This window comes from Aurantimonas aggregata, assembly GCF_010500835.1.
GTDB lineage: Bacteria > Pseudomonadota > Alphaproteobacteria > Rhizobiales > Rhizobiaceae > Aurantimonas > Aurantimonas aggregata.
Genome location: NZ_JAAAMJ010000001.1, coordinates 835,991 through 851,164, shown reverse-complemented (window position 1 = coordinate 851,164; position 15,174 = coordinate 835,991). Strand labels below are relative to the sequence as shown.

General features: G+C 67.3%; 16 protein-coding genes. 10 read left to right on the top strand and 6 right to left on the bottom strand.

The window, feature by feature from the left end; translation table 11 throughout:
* Positions 1-15: 15 nt before the first annotated feature.
* Entirely contained in the window at positions 16-1,962 is a 1,947-nt protein-coding gene (locus GTW51_RS03950; protein WP_163042540.1) for a TRAP transporter large permease, read from the bottom strand.
* Complete coding sequence (locus tag GTW51_RS03945; RefSeq protein WP_163042539.1) at positions 1,959-2,612, bottom strand: TRAP transporter small permease subunit; 654 nt, start codon at positions 2,610-2,612, stop codon at positions 1,959-1,961. The genes GTW51_RS03950 and GTW51_RS03945 overlap by 4 nt, the downstream gene beginning before the upstream one ends.
* Before the next feature lie 309 nt (positions 2,613-2,921).
* Between GTW51_RS03945 and GTW51_RS24305 the strand changes: the two genes are divergently transcribed.
* The 4 genes from GTW51_RS24305 to GTW51_RS03930 all read left to right on the top strand — a co-directional run bounded on the left by GTW51_RS24305 (position 2,922) and on the right by GTW51_RS03930 (position 4,716).
* A complete protein-coding gene (locus GTW51_RS24305; RefSeq protein ID WP_281354564.1) occupies positions 2,922-3,047 on the top strand; it encodes a hypothetical protein in 126 nt (41 codons plus the stop codon).
* The gene (locus tag GTW51_RS03940; protein WP_343033894.1) at positions 3,047-3,571 is read left to right on the top strand and encodes a regulatory protein RecX; all 525 of its coding nucleotides are present in this window, start codon (positions 3,047-3,049) and stop codon (positions 3,569-3,571) included. The genes GTW51_RS24305 and GTW51_RS03940 overlap by 1 nt, the downstream gene beginning before the upstream one ends.
* 191 nt (positions 3,572-3,762) lie before the next feature.
* On the top strand, positions 3,763-4,326 hold the full coding sequence (locus GTW51_RS03935) for a type 1 glutamine amidotransferase domain-containing protein (RefSeq protein ID WP_163042538.1): 564 nt from the start codon (positions 3,763-3,765) through the stop codon (positions 4,324-4,326).
* Positions 4,327-4,491: 165 nt separating this feature from the next.
* Positions 4,492-4,716, top strand: coding sequence for an aa3-type cytochrome c oxidase subunit IV (locus GTW51_RS03930; protein WP_163042537.1), 225 nt, complete (start codon positions 4,492-4,494; stop codon positions 4,714-4,716).
* 135 nt (positions 4,717-4,851) lie between these two features.
* Here GTW51_RS03930 and GTW51_RS03925 read toward each other — a convergent pair whose 3' ends face one another.
* From GTW51_RS03925 to GTW51_RS03910, 4 genes are all read right to left on the bottom strand, one after another.
* The gene (locus tag GTW51_RS03925; RefSeq protein ID WP_163042536.1) at positions 4,852-5,376 is read right to left on the bottom strand and encodes a DUF992 domain-containing protein; all 525 of its coding nucleotides are present in this window, start codon (positions 5,374-5,376) and stop codon (positions 4,852-4,854) included.
* A gap of 115 nt (positions 5,377-5,491) precedes the next feature.
* On the bottom strand, positions 5,492-6,355 hold the full coding sequence (locus GTW51_RS03920) for a tetratricopeptide repeat protein (protein WP_246232546.1): 864 nt from the start codon (positions 6,353-6,355) through the stop codon (positions 5,492-5,494).
* A gap of 232 nt (positions 6,356-6,587) precedes the next feature.
* A complete protein-coding gene (gene rpsU / locus GTW51_RS03915) occupies positions 6,588-6,812 on the bottom strand; it encodes a 30S ribosomal protein S21 (RefSeq protein ID WP_163042535.1) in 225 nt (74 codons plus the stop codon).
* Between the two features lie 164 nt (positions 6,813-6,976).
* Positions 6,977-7,501 (bottom strand): DUF2380 domain-containing protein, encoded by a 525-nt coding sequence (locus tag GTW51_RS03910; RefSeq protein ID WP_163042534.1) that lies wholly within the window; start codon positions 7,499-7,501, stop codon positions 6,977-6,979.
* Positions 7,502-7,763: 262 nt separating this feature from the next.
* On the opposite strand from GTW51_RS03910, the gene GTW51_RS03905 reads away from it, so the two are divergent.
* The 6 genes from GTW51_RS03905 (at position 7,764) to GTW51_RS03880 (ending at position 15,102) form a co-directional block, all read left to right on the top strand.
* On the top strand, positions 7,764-8,669 hold the full coding sequence (locus tag GTW51_RS03905) for a PhnA-like protein (protein WP_163042533.1): 906 nt from the start codon (positions 7,764-7,766) through the stop codon (positions 8,667-8,669).
* 113 nt (positions 8,670-8,782) lie between these two features.
* Entirely contained in the window at positions 8,783-9,835 is a 1,053-nt protein-coding gene (locus GTW51_RS03900) for a cytochrome-c peroxidase (RefSeq protein WP_163042532.1), read from the top strand.
* Positions 9,832-10,320 (top strand): pseudoazurin, encoded by a 489-nt coding sequence (locus tag GTW51_RS03895; protein ID WP_246232543.1) that lies wholly within the window; start codon positions 9,832-9,834, stop codon positions 10,318-10,320. Before GTW51_RS03900 ends, GTW51_RS03895 begins: the two co-directional genes overlap by 4 nt.
* 212 nt (positions 10,321-10,532) lie before the next feature.
* Positions 10,533-11,786, top strand: coding sequence for a sarcosine oxidase subunit beta family protein (locus GTW51_RS03890; RefSeq protein WP_163042531.1), 1,254 nt, complete (start codon positions 10,533-10,535; stop codon positions 11,784-11,786).
* An 8-nt stretch (positions 11,787-11,794) separates the two neighbouring features.
* A complete protein-coding gene (locus tag GTW51_RS03885; protein ID WP_163042530.1) occupies positions 11,795-12,124 on the top strand; it encodes a sarcosine oxidase subunit delta in 330 nt (109 codons plus the stop codon).
* A complete protein-coding gene (locus GTW51_RS03880) occupies positions 12,121-15,102 on the top strand; it encodes a sarcosine oxidase subunit alpha family protein (RefSeq protein ID WP_163042529.1) in 2,982 nt (993 codons plus the stop codon). The genes GTW51_RS03885 and GTW51_RS03880 overlap by 4 nt, the downstream gene beginning before the upstream one ends.
* Positions 15,103-15,174: the final 72 nt, after the last annotated feature.

Below are 15,174 nucleotides of genomic sequence, written 5' to 3'. Positions count from 1 at the left end.
ACCGGCGATTTGCTCTTACTGGAAGCTCGGCGGCTGCGACAGGTCGATCGGCGCACTCTGCCCGGCCGATGCCGGCGGCGTCGGCGAGGACGGTTGCTGGGAAGCCGGCGGCGCGACGGGCGCCGGCGCTGCTTCGCCCGGGGCATTGCCGAAGTCCAGAGGCGGCAGGCCCATCGACGGGGCGGCTGCCGGCGCCTGCTGTGATGCGCCACCGGCTGCGGGCGCCTGCGCGCCGCCTGCCGGAGCGCCCACGGGCGGCATGCCGAGCGGCGGCAGCCCCAGCGGGTTGTTCTGTGGCGAACCGACGCCCGAAGCCCCACCCAGCGGCGGCAGGCCGCCCTCGCCGCCGAAGTTGGGGATCTGCAACTGGATCGCCGACGGGTCCAGTACGGGCGCCTCGGATTTGTAGCGCATGACCATCTGCGGGAAGAGGATCGTCAGACCCACCATGACCAGCTGGATGCACACGAACGGCACGGCGCCGCGGTAGATCTGCCCGGTCGTGACAGGCTCCATCCGCTTGCCGGTGATGCGGTCGAGATAGGGCACGCGGGCGGCCACCGAGCGCAGGTAGAATAGCGCGAAGCCGAAGGGCGGATGCATGAACGAGGTCTGCATGTTCAGGCCGAGCAGCACCCCGAAGAAGATCAGGTCGATGCCGAGGCTATCCGCCGCCGGTGCCAGCAGCGGCACGATGATGAAGGCGAGCTCGAAGAAATCGAGGAAGAACGCCAGGAAGAAGACCAGGATGTTGACGACGATCAGGAAGCCGGTCTGGCCGCCGGGGACCGAGGTCAGCAGTTCCTCGACCCAGATGTGGCCGTTGACGCCGTAGAAAGTTAGCGAGAACACCCGGGCGCCGATCAGGATGAACAGGACGAAGGCCGACAGCTTGGTCGTCGACTCCATCGCCTGGGTCATCAGCGAGAGGTTCAGCTTGCGCTTGCCGAAGGCGAGGGCCAGCGCGCCGACGGCGCCCATCGCGCCACCTTCCGTCGGCGTCGCGATGCCGAGGAAAATCGTGCCGAGGACGAGGAAGATCAGCGCCAGCGGCGGGATCAGGACGATGATCACCTGCTGCGTCAGGTAGGACAGCAGCGGCAGCTTCAGCGCCTTGTTGAGGACGGCGACGAAATAGACCGCGAGGATGGCGATCGTGGCGCCCCAGATCGCCGCCCCTTGCTCGACCTGCCCGTCAAGTAAGGTCGTCGCCAGATACGCCAGGACGACGGCGCCGGCGGCGGCGAAGATCAGCGAGGTGACGCCATGGCCAAGGGTGCGTGCTTCCTTGGGCAGGGCCGGCGCGGCATTCGGATTGAACATGGTGACGAGGAAGACGTAGCCGACATAGAGGCCGGTCAGGACCAGCGCCGGGACGAGGGCGCCCGAATACATGTCGCCGACCGAGCGGCCGAGCTGGTCGGCGAGGACGATCAGCACCAGCGAGGGCGGGATGATCTGCGCGAGCGTCCCGGACGCGACGATGACGCCGCTGGCCAGCCGGCGGTCGTAGCCGTAGCGCAGCATGATCGGCAGCGAGATCAGGCCCATGGCGATGACCGAGGCAGCGACGACGCCGGTCGTGGCAGCCAGCAGCGCGCCGACGAAGATGACAGCATAGGCAAGGCCGCCGCGCAGCGGGCCGAACAGCTGGCCGATCGTGTCGAGCAGGTCCTCGGCCATGCCGGAGCGCTCGAGGATCAGTCCCATGAAGGTGAAGAACGGGATCGCCAGCAGCGTGTCGTTCGACATGACGCCGCCGAAGAAGCGGTCGGGCAGCGCGCCGAGCAGCGGCCAGAACAGGTTGATGTCGTTCGACAGCGGCGCCAGCTCGACTCCGATGATGAAGAACAACAGACCGTTGGCGGCCAGCGAGAACGCCACCGGGTAGCCGAGCAGCAGGAAGATGATCAGCGAGCCGAACATGATCGGCGCGAGATTGTGGGCGACGAACTCGATCATCGGATCACTCCCGGTCCACCGTCTCGTGGCTGGTTCGATGGCGGCGGATTGACCGGCGGCTCGGCGCCGCCCTCTGGCCGGTCAGGCGCGAGTGCGACCATTTCGGTAACCTCGGCATGTGCCGACCCCATCGGTGTCGTATCCTCGATGCCGAAGAACATCACGCCGACACGCTTGATGAGTTCGGAGATGGCCTGCAGGAACAGCAGCGCGAAGCCGGCGAGCAGCAGGGACTTGGCAGGCCAGAGGATCAGTCCGCCGGCATTCGGCGAGGTCTCGCCGCGCATGAAGGACTGCAGCACGTAGGGGTAGAGCAGCCAGAGCATCAAGATCGTGAACGGCAGCAGCATGAAGATGTGGCCGAGCAGGTCGATCCAGTCACGCGTCCGCTTCGACACGGCGTTCGACACGATGTCGACGCGGATGTGTTCGTTCTTCAACAGCGTCCAGGCGGCGGCGAGCATGAAGATCGCGCCGAACAGATACCATTGCAGCTCCAGCCAGGCATTGGAGGAGATGTCGAAGGCCTTGCGGATGATTGCGTTGCCGGCGCTGACCAGCACCACGAGGAGCACAAGCCAGGAGACGCCGCGCCCGACGAAGGTCGTCACGCGATCGATGCCGCGGGAAAAAGCCATGAGCGCCGACATTGTGCCTCGCCTCCCTCGTATGCCCTGCCGATGGACCGTCCGCGCGTGTGGAACACACTACGGCGCCTTCCTCACCTTCCTTGGCGCCGGGCGGCGCGGTCGAAAGGGTGAGGATGATCAGGCGTCGTTGTCGCGATGGTGCCCCGCATCGCCCGGATGTCCGGGATGGGCGTCCGTTAAGGAAATTCCGGCGCCTGTGCAAGGGCACTTCAATTCGCCGCGACAAAGCATGTCCCTGGAAGGCGACCGGTAAAAGGTTTTGACCTCGCCGGCCGGCCGTCCCAGAACGGTCGGGGAAACAGGACGCTGATGGCGGGGTTCGGCTCGCCGGCACTTGCGGGAGGTGCCGTCATGGCCACGCGCAGGATCAAGCTGGACGACAAGGACGATCTTGAAATGCCTGGAGCCATGCGCGTCGCGGAAGCTGCAGAATAGTGGAGCGTCCCGTCCCGAGGCCGATCACCGCGGAATGGCTGTTTCGCGCCGCCGCGCATTATCTCGAGCGCTACGCCTCCACCACAGCCAATCTCCGCCGGGTACTGGAGCGCAAGGTGATGCGCCGCGCCCATGCGCGTGGCGAGGACGCCGCCGAGCACCTCGGCCTGGTGGAGACGACCGTTGGGCGCTTCGTGGAACTCGGGCTCGTCGATGACCGGTCCTTCGCCGAGGGCCGGCTTGCCAGCCTTCGCCGGCGCGGCACATCACGACGGATGACGACGGCCAAGCTCCTCGAGAAGGGGGTCGAGAAGGCGCTGGTGGAGGAACTCGTCGCCGCCGACGAGACCAGCGAGCGCGTGGCGGCGCATGCCTATGCGAAGCGCCGACGGCTGGGGCCGTGGCGCAGCCGCCAGCGCGAGGAGCGGCGGGACCGCGACGTTGCGGCGATGGTTCGCGCCGGTTTTGCGTTTCCCGACGCCGCGGCGGCGATCGACAGCGAAGCCGACACCGGCGAGGCTTAGGGAAACCCCTACGGAGCCCCGATGCCGCCGGACGGCCGCTACCGAGAGGACGGAAGTCTGGATCCAGGAGTCGGAACCCGTTTGAAGTCAGCACGTTAGCCTTACCAACACCGACCAGGAACTGGATGAGGCACTCCGCGACTTCGCGTGGGGAACGCATCGCTCTGGTCGATCAAGAAGGAACAGACATCATGCCGAACATCAATCAGGCCAAGATCGCCATTCTCGCCACCGACGGCTTCGAGCAGTCCGAGCTCTTCGAGCCGCTGGAGAAGCTGCGCCAGGCCGGCGCCGAGGTCCATGTCCTGTCGACCAAGTCAGGCTCCATCAAAGCCTGGGACAAGGACGACTGGGGCAAGACCGTCCCGGTGGACAAGCTGCTCTCCGAGGTGCGCGTTTCCGAATATGACGGCCTCGTCCTGCCGGGCGGCCAGATCAACCCGGACGTGCTGCGCGCCGATCCCAAGGTCGTCAGCTTCGTACGCGAGTTCTTCAACTCCAAGAAGCCGCTTGCCGCGATCTGCCACGCCCCGTGGCTGCTGATCGAGGCGGACGTGGTCCGGGGACGGAACGTCACCTCCTTCAAGTCGATCAGGACCGACATGGTCAACGCTGGCGGCAATTGGGAAGACACCGCGGTGGTGGTCGACGAGGCGCTGATCACCTCGCGCAACCCGGGCGATCTGCCGGCCTTCATCGCCAAGATCATCGAGGAAGTCGAAGAAGGCCGCCACGAGGACCGCAAGGTCGCTTGACGGCTTCACGCTTCCGACAAAGCTGACCAATGACGAAAACGGCCGGTGCCCTTGGGCGCCGGCCGTTTTCGCGCGTCCGGCATCTGTGGCCCAGGTTCCGGGCGCCGTTGCCAGCGCCGAGCCAGTTCGTGTATGTGCCAGACCAGCGCATATGGAGACGATCGCATGGCTGGTTCGCCCGAATTCGACATCAACCACCCCGCCGAGATGGATTACCCGGAACACGAGCGGACCTATTCGCGGTTCCTGGCAATGACCAAATGGGGCTCGGCCGCCATCATCGCGATCCTCGTCGGCATGCTCGTCGGTCTGATCATGGGAGCCGGCGTTATCGCTTCGGTGTTCTCGTTCCTGATCGTCCTGGTCATCGCCTGGGTCATCTTCCGCTAGATCTCGGGAGGCCTGGGAAGAGCGCCGAATGACCGGCTTGCGCTGATGGCGAGCAGGCGCTCCTCAGGTTCCGGACGCAAAGAAGCCCGCGGACGGATCCGCGGGCTTCTTGCGACGTAGTCGGTTATAGCGGCGTTACTGCTGGATGATCGTCGTGCGCCGCTCGATCACCACCGGCTGCGGGGCAACTGCCTCGAGCGTGAACTTGGTCACGCCGATCGCGGCGTTGATGCCTTCCTGAGCCTGGATGCTGACCGGCTGCAGCGTGTAGCTGTTGTCGGCACCGCCCACGAGGATATTGGCGCCGCCGCCCACGATGGCCGACGCATCGGCGCTGGCGCCGACATAGGTGCCTGCCAGCGCGCTCGGCTGATAGCCGCCGTCGCCTGCCGCCACCACGGCCCAGCTCATCACCGTGCGACCGGTGACGCCGATATCGAGGCCGAACGTGTCGAGCGTCGCCGCATAGCGCTCGACCGGGCCGCCGTCGGCTGGCGTGAAGTCACAGACCAGATCTTCCGACGATCCGATGATGAAGCCGGTGTTGCCGTCGCTGTTGCAGCCGAGAAGGCCGACTTCGGCAGCCGACGCGGCGCCGACGGCGAGAGGAGACACGGCAAGGACCGCCGCAACGGCGATGGACGAGATGGCGAATTTCATGGGAATTATCCTTTTGACGTAATGCCCGCTTCAGCGGCAGAACCGCCGAAGCCAGAAGGAGTTCCCGAAATTGCAAAGACGACCACCGATTGCCGGCGGACGCCTTGCCTAGCGGTCAGGCGCCGGCGCCGGGACCGCTGGTGCGGCCCATGCCGTCCTTGGCAGGGCGGTAGTTGGGATCTAGCTGCGCGGCGCGGGTATAGGACTGGAAGGCGCGCGCGCGATCGCCGCGACGCTCGAAGATCACCGCCTGGTTGGTCCAGTACTCGGCCTTCTTGTCGTCCAGCTTCAGCGCCGCGTTGAAGTCGGTGAAGGCGTTTTCCTCGTCGCCGAGCGCGAGATATGAGACGCCGCGGCCAGAGTAGGGCTCAGGCGCTGTTGCCTGCAACGAGATCGAGGTGGAGAAATCCTCGATCGCCTGCTTGTGCTGGCCGTCGAGCTGGTAGAGCAGGCCGCGATTGTGGAAGGCGCGCGGATCGGTGGTGTTGAGGTCGATCGCCCGCTGGAAGTCGGCGAGTGCCTCCTGGTTGCGTCCGGCGACGCGGTAGACATTGCCGCGGCCGATATAGGCGGAATCGTAGTTTGGATTGATCTGCAGGGCGGCGTTGTAGTCGGCCAGCGCCAGGGCCGGCTGGTTCGTCTGGCGGTAGATCAGCGCGCGATTGGCGTAGGCCTGGTAGAAGTTCGGGTCCAGCCGGATCGCCGCGGCGAAGTCGGCGATGGCCGCATCGTATTGCCCGGCACGGCCATAGGCGGTGCCCCGCACGTTGTAGACTTCCGGATCGCTCGGGTTGGCGTTAACCGTCTGCGTCAGCGAGGCGATGTTCTGGTCAAGACCCTGGTTCTGGTCGAGAGCGATGGCCTGGACCAGTGGCGCGTTCGAACCGTCCGACTGGCAGGCGGCGAGCGTGCCGAGCATCAGCAGCCCGGCGATCCGCGCCATTCCGCTGGCGGAAAACCCTGCAGCGGTTTCAGGCATCGGGCGGGCGTCTGCCCGGACGGTTCTCGGCAACTGCGGCATTGGCTGATACTTCCCCCAAAGGTGGCATGCGGACACGAGACCAGGGCAGCGCGCGTCTGCCCGGGCCCGCCCGTGATCGATCCCGACGCTTCCCCTCTGGACCCGGACTTATGCAACAATCAAGCAGAAAGGCGGCGGGCCCTGCCCACCGCCTTTCTGCTAAATTCCGATATCGCCGAAAGGATGGCGGCTACTGGGTCTTGCCACCTGCCAGCAGGCCTTCGCGCTGGGCGCGCTTGCGAGCCAGCTTGCGGGCGCGGCGAACCGCCTCGGCCTTCTCGCGGGCGCGCTTCTCCGAGGGCTTCTCGTAGTGGTTGCGCATCTTCATCTCGCGGAAGATGCCCTCGCGCTGCATCTTCTTCTTCAAAGCGCGAAGAGCCTGATCGACATTGTTGTCGCGGACGAGTACCTGCACCTTGCGATCCGTTCCTGGGGTCCTGGCGAAGGTCGGCTCCCACTGGCCTTACCCCCCGCGAAGACACGTCTTCGAGAGCGATTTGCCCTTAACAGACCGGTTGCTGCTTGTCGAGATGGCTTGGCGAGGGCCTGTGCGTTCCGATCGATGCCTGGTACGGCCGGCTATCGCGAGCCCTCGGCGGCGGCGGAAAGGTCAGCCTCGACGACGTTGCGGGCGGAGAATTCGGCCGCCCGGCGGAAGGCCTCGTCGGAATCGCCGCGAAACGACAGGACCCGGCTCATCGCGCTGCGGCGCTGCGGGACATCGACGAGGTCGAGGCGCCCGGTGCCGATCAGGGTCGATATCTTCTGGATCGCGCCGAGAAGCACGTAGTCGGCATTCACCCGTTCGGCCGCGTTGACGGCATCCTCGACGCTTAGCGAGCCGACGCCGCATTCGGGCAGCGGACATTCGAGGGCGACGACCTCGAAACGGCCATTGGCTGTCAATTGCTCGCGCAGCACCGTCTCGAACAGGTCGACCCGCTGCTGGTGCTCGGTGGCCCGGTCGCCTGGCTCGCCCGAGGTATCGAGATAATAGAAATCGGCCAGCGCGATCCGCGGCAGGTCGGCGGCGTTCGTCGGCACCGCCGATGCAACTGCAGCGAACCCCGCCACGAGGGCGATCAGGAGTGATGGGCTTTGCATGGGGTCCTCCCTGTTAGGACCGGATCTAGGATCCGCGGCTTTCCGCCTTTGTTTTGGCCGACGGTAGCGGTGCTCCGGCAGCGTGTCACGCGTCTTGGTCCGGGTCATCGCGGGCGTCATTGCGCTGTCGCGATGCGCCAATGCACCGAGACGGCTGCCAAGTTTGCGTATCGCATGGCTTCACGCGAGCGGCGAAGTCGTGTTTACGGAACGGAAGACAGAGACCGGGCGTCGCGCGCCCACGGATGGCGGACAGGGTGACATGAGCGATATCAGGCGGGACAGGGATCGGACGGCGGCGCTGGCTTCGAGCAGCGTCAGGCGCATTTCGTGGGGTGCCATCGCCGCCGGCACGCTGCTCGCGCTTGCCATCCAGTTCATGCTCGGCCTGCTGGGTCTCGGCATCGGGCTCTCCACCATCGATCCCGTCGGCAGCGGCAATCTCGACGCCAGCGCGTTCGCCTCCGCCGGCGGCCTCTGGACCGTCGCCGTCGTGCTGATCGGCCTGTTCGCCGGTGCCTTCGCCGCGGGTCGCTTCGCCGGCCAGCCGGAGAAGAGCGACGCGGCGCTGCACGGCGCCGTGACCTGGGCGGCCTCGACGCTCCTCGTCATCTACCTTTTGACCAGCAGCGCCTCGGTCGTTCTCGGCGGAGCATTCGGCGCCATCGGCAACTCGATCCAAGGCCTGGCGCAAGCCGCGCAGACCATGGCGCCGGGAACTGTCGATGGCATGGCCGGTCCCCTTCGCGGCGAGGCCGAGCAGATGCTGCGCCAGGGCCGGCAGGCGCCGCCTGCCGCCGTGACCGAAGCCGAGGGCGAGACGCCTTCGGCGGAGGCCCCGCAACAGCCGAGCAGCGCGGAAGACATTGCCACGGCCATCGCCGAGGTCGTGGCCGGGATCGACGAGGCCGCGACGCCCGAAGAGCGGCAGGCGGCCGTGGACGCAATCGCCCGGGAGGCCGGCATTGCCGAGTCGGAGGCCCGACAGCGCCTGCAGCGCTTCCAGCAGCAATACGACGAGGCCGTCCGGCAGGCGCGCCAGGCGGCGGATGCCGCGGCCGGGGCCGTCTCGACGGCATCGTTCGGCGCCTTCATCGCCCTTCTGCTGGGCCTCGTCGTGGGTGCCCTCGGCGGCGTTGCCGGGCGGCCCCGCCGCATCCTGGTCTGAGCCTCCCGCCGAGCAACACCACGCAGCGAAACAGCGCCCCGTTGATCGAGATCAATGAGCGCGACCGTCGCAATAGGTGATCTCGCACATGCGGGATCACCAGGAGCGATACGATGTTTTCAGCCAGGACGATCCTACTCGGGATGGGCATTGCCGCGTGGGCGACGGCATCCGGCGCCAACGAATTGCGCGAGACGGCGACCATGCTGTTCGGGGTGGTGCCGACCGAGGTCACGGCAGTGCGCGGGGCAGCAGTCACGCCGCAGCGGGTCGAGCTCGGACGCATGCTGTTCTTCGACCCGCGGCTGTCGAGCAGCCACATCATCAGTTGCAACACCTGCCACAATGTCGGGACGGGCGGCGCGGACAATATCCGGACCTCGATCGGCCACGGCTGGCAGAAGGGGCCGCGCAACTCGCCGACCGTCCTCAACTCGGTCTTCAACGTCGCGCAGTTCTGGGACGGCCGTGCGCCCGATCTTCGCGAGCAGGCGAAGCGCCCGGTCCAGGCCGGCGTCGAGATGGCGAGCACGCCCGAACGCGTCGTTGATACGCTGAAGAGCATGCCGGACTACGTGCGTGCCTTTCAGGAAGCGTTTCCGGGCGAGGGCGATCCCGTCACCTTCGACAACATGGTGATCGCCATCGAGGCGTTCGAGACGACGCTGATCACGCCGAACGCGCGCTTCGACCAGTTCCTCACCGGCAACGACGATGCGCTCGACGAGGAAGAGATCCGCGGGCTCCAGGTGTTCATCGAAAGCGGTTGCGGCGCCTGCCACAGCGGCTCGAATTTCGGCGGGCAGGACTACTTCCCGTTCGGCGTGGTCGAGCGCCCGGGCGCCAGCATGCTGCCGCTGGGCGACAAGGGCCGCTTTGCCGTTACCCAGACCGCCGACGACGAATACGTCTTTAGGGCAGCGCCGCTGCGGAACGTCGAACTGACGGCGCCGTATTTTCACAGCGGGCAGGCCTGGGACCTCGAGCAGGCCGTGGCGATCATGAGCACCAGCCAGCTCGGAACCGAGATGGCGGAGGACGACATCACCGCAGTCGCCGCCTTCCTGCGCACGCTGACCGGCGAGCAGCCGGCGGTCGAAATTCCGATCCTGCCGCCGAGCACGATCGACACGCCGAAACCCGACTACATGGGAGCGCCGCAATGACCGGGGCCAACACGAAGATCTTCAACAGAAGCCGCGCGATGGCGGTCGGACTCGCCGCTCTTGCCGGGCTCGCCGCCAGCGCCGCGACGGTTGTCGCGGAAGAGCATGTGGTGGAAATGCTTAATCGCGGCGATAGCGGCATCATGGTGTTCGAGCCGGCGCTGGTCAGAGCCATGCCGGGCGACACGGTACGTTTCGTTCCGGTCGACCCCAGCCACAATGCGGCGAGCGTCGAAGGCATGATGCCGCCGGAAGCCGAGACGCTGGCAGGCGGGATGAACGAGGAGGTCGTCTACACCGTCGAGCAGCAGGGCGTATACGGCATCCACTGCACGCCGCATTATGCCATGGGGATGGTCGCGCTGATCCAGGTCGGCGACGATCTGTCGAACCTTGCGGAGGCCAAGGCGGCCGCGGCCAAGGCGCCCGGTCGGGCAAAGAAGGCCTTTGCCGGCCTGTTCGACGAACTCCAGGCCACAGAATGAGGATTGACGCCGGCTTCCGCCCGGCGTTCGCCCCGCCATCACGCCCATTGCGGCGACTGCGTCATCGGCAGTCGCATTCTGAGCAAGGTCCTGCGGCATCCCGGCTAGAGCTGTAAGCGCGTCCCGCCATTGCCTCCCCGGCAGGCGCGACGCTACACCAGAGCGTTGGCTCGGCATTTGCCGGGCTCGGACATGCGGATGCGAGGCGACAGATGCGACGATTTTCGGCCTTCGCCGTGGCGCGCGAGGCAATGCGCGGCCATTCCGGCTGGACCGAGCAATGGGCCTCGCCTGAGCCCAGGCGCCAGTACGACGTCGTCATCGTCGGTGCCGGCGGCCACGGGCTCGCCACCGCCTACTATCTCGCCAAGGAGCACGGCATCACCAACGTCGCGGTGATCGAGAAGGGCTGGCTCGGCGGCGGCAACACCGGCCGCAACACGACGATCATCCGCTCGAACTATCTCTACGACGAGTCCGCGGCGCTCTACGACCACGCGGTGACGCTCTGGGAGGGCCTGTCGCAGGACCTCAACTACAACGTCATGTTCTCGCCGCGCGGCGTGCTGATGCTGTCGCACAACGAGCATGACCGGCAGAGCGCGCAGCGGCACATCCACGCCAACCGGCTCAACGGCGTCGACAACGAATGGCTGACGCCGGAAGAGTGCAAGGCCTACTGCCCGCCGCTGAACATCTCGCCGAACACCCGTTACCCGGTGATCGGCGGCGCGCTGCAGCGGCGTGGCGGCACGGCGCGGCATGACGCGGTCGCCTGGGGCTATGCCCGCGCCGCCTCGGCCCGCGGCGTCCACATCCTCCAGAACACCGCGGTGACCGGCATCCGCCGCGACGCCAGCGGCGCCGTCGCCGGCGTCGAGACGTCGCGTGGCTTCATCGGGGCCCGCAAGGTCGGCGTCGTCGCCGCCGGCCACACCTCCGTGGTTATGGATATGGCCGGCGTCCGCATGCCGATCGAGAGCTTTCCGCTGCAGGCGGTGGTCTCGGAGCCGGTCAAGCCGTGCTTCCCTTGCGTGGTGATGTCGAACACCGTCCACGCCTATGTGTCGCAGTCGGACAAGGGCGAGCTGGTGATCGGCGCGGGCACCGACCAGTACCCGTCCTATTCCCAGACCGGCAGCCTCTCGATCTTCAACCATACGCTGGACGCGATCTCGGAGATGTTCCCGATGTTCCGGCGGATGCGCATGCTGCGCACCTGGGGCGGCATCGTCGACGTGACGCCGGATCGCTCGCCTGTCCTGTCGAAGACGCCGGTGAAGGGGCTGTACGTCAATTGCGGCTGGGGCACCGGGGGCTTCAAGGCGACGCCCGGCTCGGGCCATGTCTTCGCCCATACGATCGCGCTCGACGAGCCGCATGCGATCAACGCCGCCTTCAGCCTCGACCGCTTCGAAACCGGCCGCTTCATCGACGAGGCGGCCGCCGCCGCCGTCGCGCATTAGGTAGAACGATGCTGCTGATCCACTGCCCCTATTGCGAAGACGACCGGCCGGAACTGGAGTTCCGCCACGCCGGCGAGGCGCATGTCTCCCGGCCCTCGCAGACCGTCGAACCCGGCCGTGCGGTTGCCGAGGCGTTGTATCTGCGCACCAACACGCGCGGCGTGGTCTTCGAGCGCTGGCGGCACGTTCATGGCTGCGGCCGCTTCTTCAACGCCGCGCGGCATTCGGTGTCGGACGCGTTCCTCGCCTTTTACAAGGCCGGGGAGAAGCGGCCCGATATCGCGCCGGACGAAACCGGCCCGGTTGCCGGACCGAGCAACCCGGAGCCGCGCCCATGAAGTCGTTCCGACTGCCCGGCCTCGGCCGGCTCGCCGGCGCCAGGCGTGTCACCTTTACGTTCGACGGCGACCGCATCACCGGCCTCGAGGGCGACACGCTCGCCTCGGCGCTGCTCGCCAACGGCGTGCATCTCACCGGGCGTTCGTTCAAGTATCACCGGCCGCGTGGCATTCTGGGCTCCGGCCCCGAGGAGCCGAATGCGCTGGTCGAAATCCGCCGGGACAGTGGCCGGCGCCAGCCGAACATCCGCGCGACGATGCAGCCGCTCTACCAGGGGCTGGAGGCGCACAGCCAGAACCGCTGGCCATCGCTCGCCTTCGACGTCGGCGCCGTCAACGGCCTGTTCTCCCGCTTCCTCACGGCGGGCTTCTACTACAAGACCTTCATGTGGCCGAAGAGCTTCTGGCACAGGGTCTACGAGCCTTATATCCGCTCCGCCGCCGGCCTTGGCCGGGCGCCGGAGGAAGTCGATCCCGACCGCTACGGCAACCGCTTCGCGCATGTCGACGTGTTGGTGGTCGGCGGCGGTCCGGCCGGCCTTGCCGCCGCGCTCGAGGCCGGCGAGGCGGGCGCCGACGTCCTGATCTGCGACGAGGGGCAGAGCTTCGGCGGCTGGCTGAAGGTCGAGAGCGCTGTTCGGATCGACGGCATGCCCGGCATGGAATGGGTCGCGAACGCGCTCGCCCGGCTCGAAGCGATGCCGAACGTCCGGGTGATGCCGCGCACGACGGGCTTCGGCTACTACAACCACAACATGGTCGCCTTGGCCGAGCAGGTCACCGAGCATCTGCCGCATCCCGATCCGGCCCTTCCGCGCGAGCGGCTCTGGCAGGTGCGTGCCAAGACCGTCGTGCTGGCGACCGGCTCGATCGAGCGACCGCTGGTGTTTCCGGACAACGACCGGCCGGGCATCATGCTGGCAGGCGCGGCGCGGCTCTATCTCAACCATCACGGCGTGACGCCGGGCCTCAGGGTCGCTGTCTTCACCGCTCATGACGCGGCCTACGAGGCGGCCTTCGACCTGCGCCGGGCAGGGGTGGACGTGCCGGTGATCGTCGACCTGCGCGCCGAGCCGGGCGCGGGGCTTTCTGCCACGGCGCGCTCGCTCGGCATCGAGGTGCTGGCCGGCTACGGCGTCAAGAGCGTGCGCGGGAAGAACCGCATCCGCGGATTCACAGTCGAGGACCTGCGCACCGGCGGCGACAATCGCGGCTTCGACTGCGACGCGCTGCTGATGTCCGCCGGCTTCACGCCCTCGGTGCATCTGTTCTCGCAATCGCGTGGCAAGCTCGCCTTCGATCCGGCCCTGCAGGCCTACGTGCCGGGCGAAGCGGTGCAGAACTGCCACAGTGTCGGCGCGGCCAGCGGGCTGTTCGACCTGGCCGAGACGATCAGCCAAGCGCGTGCCGCAGGCCGGTCGGCGGCGACAGGCGAAGCTGGCAGCGGAGCACTCGTCGCCGTGGAAGGCGCGGCCCTGTCGGGCGGCGGCATGGCGGGCTCGACGCCGGCCGCGGGTCCCGGCAAGGCCGTGAAGGCCTTCGTCGACTTCCAGAATGACGTGACGGCGCGCGACATCCGCCTCGCCGTTGCCGAGGGCTTCCGCTCGGTCGAGCACATCAAGCGCTTCACGACCAACGGCATGGCCACCGACCAGGGCAAGACCTCGAACATCCACGGCCTCGGCGTCGCCGCCGAGGCGCTGTCGCGGCCGATGCCGGCGGTCGGCCTGACAACCTTCCGCGCGCCGTTCACGCCGGTGACCTTCGGCACGATCGCCGGCCATGCGCGGGGCGAGCTCTTCGATCCGACCCGCAAGACGCCGATCCACGACAGCGCTGTTGCCGAGGGCGCGGTGTCCGAGGATGTCGGCATGTGGAAGCGCGCCTGGTATTTTCCGCGCGGTGCCGACAAGCATGCCGCGATCGACCGGGAATGCCGGGCAGTGCGCGACGCGGCCGGGCTGTTCGACGCTTCGACACTGGGCAAGATCGAGGTCACCGGGCCGGACGCCGCGCGCTTCCTCGACCTGATCTACGCGACGCCGCTGGCGAGCTTGGCGGTCGGCAAATGCCGCTATGCGCTGCTCCTGAACGAGGCGGGATTCGTCATCGACGACGGCATTATCGCCCGCTTCGCCGAGGATCGCTTCCACGTGACGACCACCACCGGCGGCGCGCCGCGGGTGCTGGCGCATATGGAGGATTACCGCCAGACCGAGTTCCCGGACCTTGCCGTCTGGACCACGTCGATCACCGAGCAGTTCGCGGTGATCGCGGTGCAGGGCCCGAAGGCACGGGAGATCATCGCGCCCTTCGTCGAGGGGCTCGACATCAGCGCGGCGGATTTTCCGCACATGGCGGTCGCCGAGTGCAGGTTCATGGGGGTGCCCTGCCGGCTGTTCCGCGTCTCGTTCACCGGCGAGATCGGCTACGAGATCAACGTCCCGTCGGATCACGGGCGGGCCGCCTGGGACGCGCTGCGCGAGCGCGGCCGAAGCTTCGGCGCCGAGCCCTACGGCACCGAGTCGATGCACGTGCTGCGCGCCGAGAAGGGCTACATCATCGTCGGCCAGGAAACCGACGGGACGGTGACTCCCGCAGACGCCGGACTCGGTTGGGCGGTGTCGAAGAAGAAGCCGGATTTCGTCGGCAAGCGGGGGCTCGAACGGCCGGACCTCTTCGCACCGGGCCGCAAGCAGCTGGTCGGGCTGAAGACGGCGAACCCGCTGACAGTGCTGGAGGAGGGCGCACAGTTGGTCGCCGATCCGAACGAGCCCGTGCCGATGACCGCGCTTGGGCACGTGACCTCTGCCTACCATTCGGCGACGCTCGGCCGCTCCATCGCCATGGCCATGGTGCGAGACGGCCAGAGCCTGATGGGGCGGACGCTCTACGTGCCGATGCCGAAGGAGACGATCGCCGTGGAAGTGACGTCGTCGGTGTTCTTCGATCCGGAAGGGGAGCGGCTGCATGGCTGACGAGAAGAAGCCCACCAAGCCGCGCGCCGCGCCGCGGAAGAAGCCGGCAGCTGCTGGCTCCGCGGCGCCGTC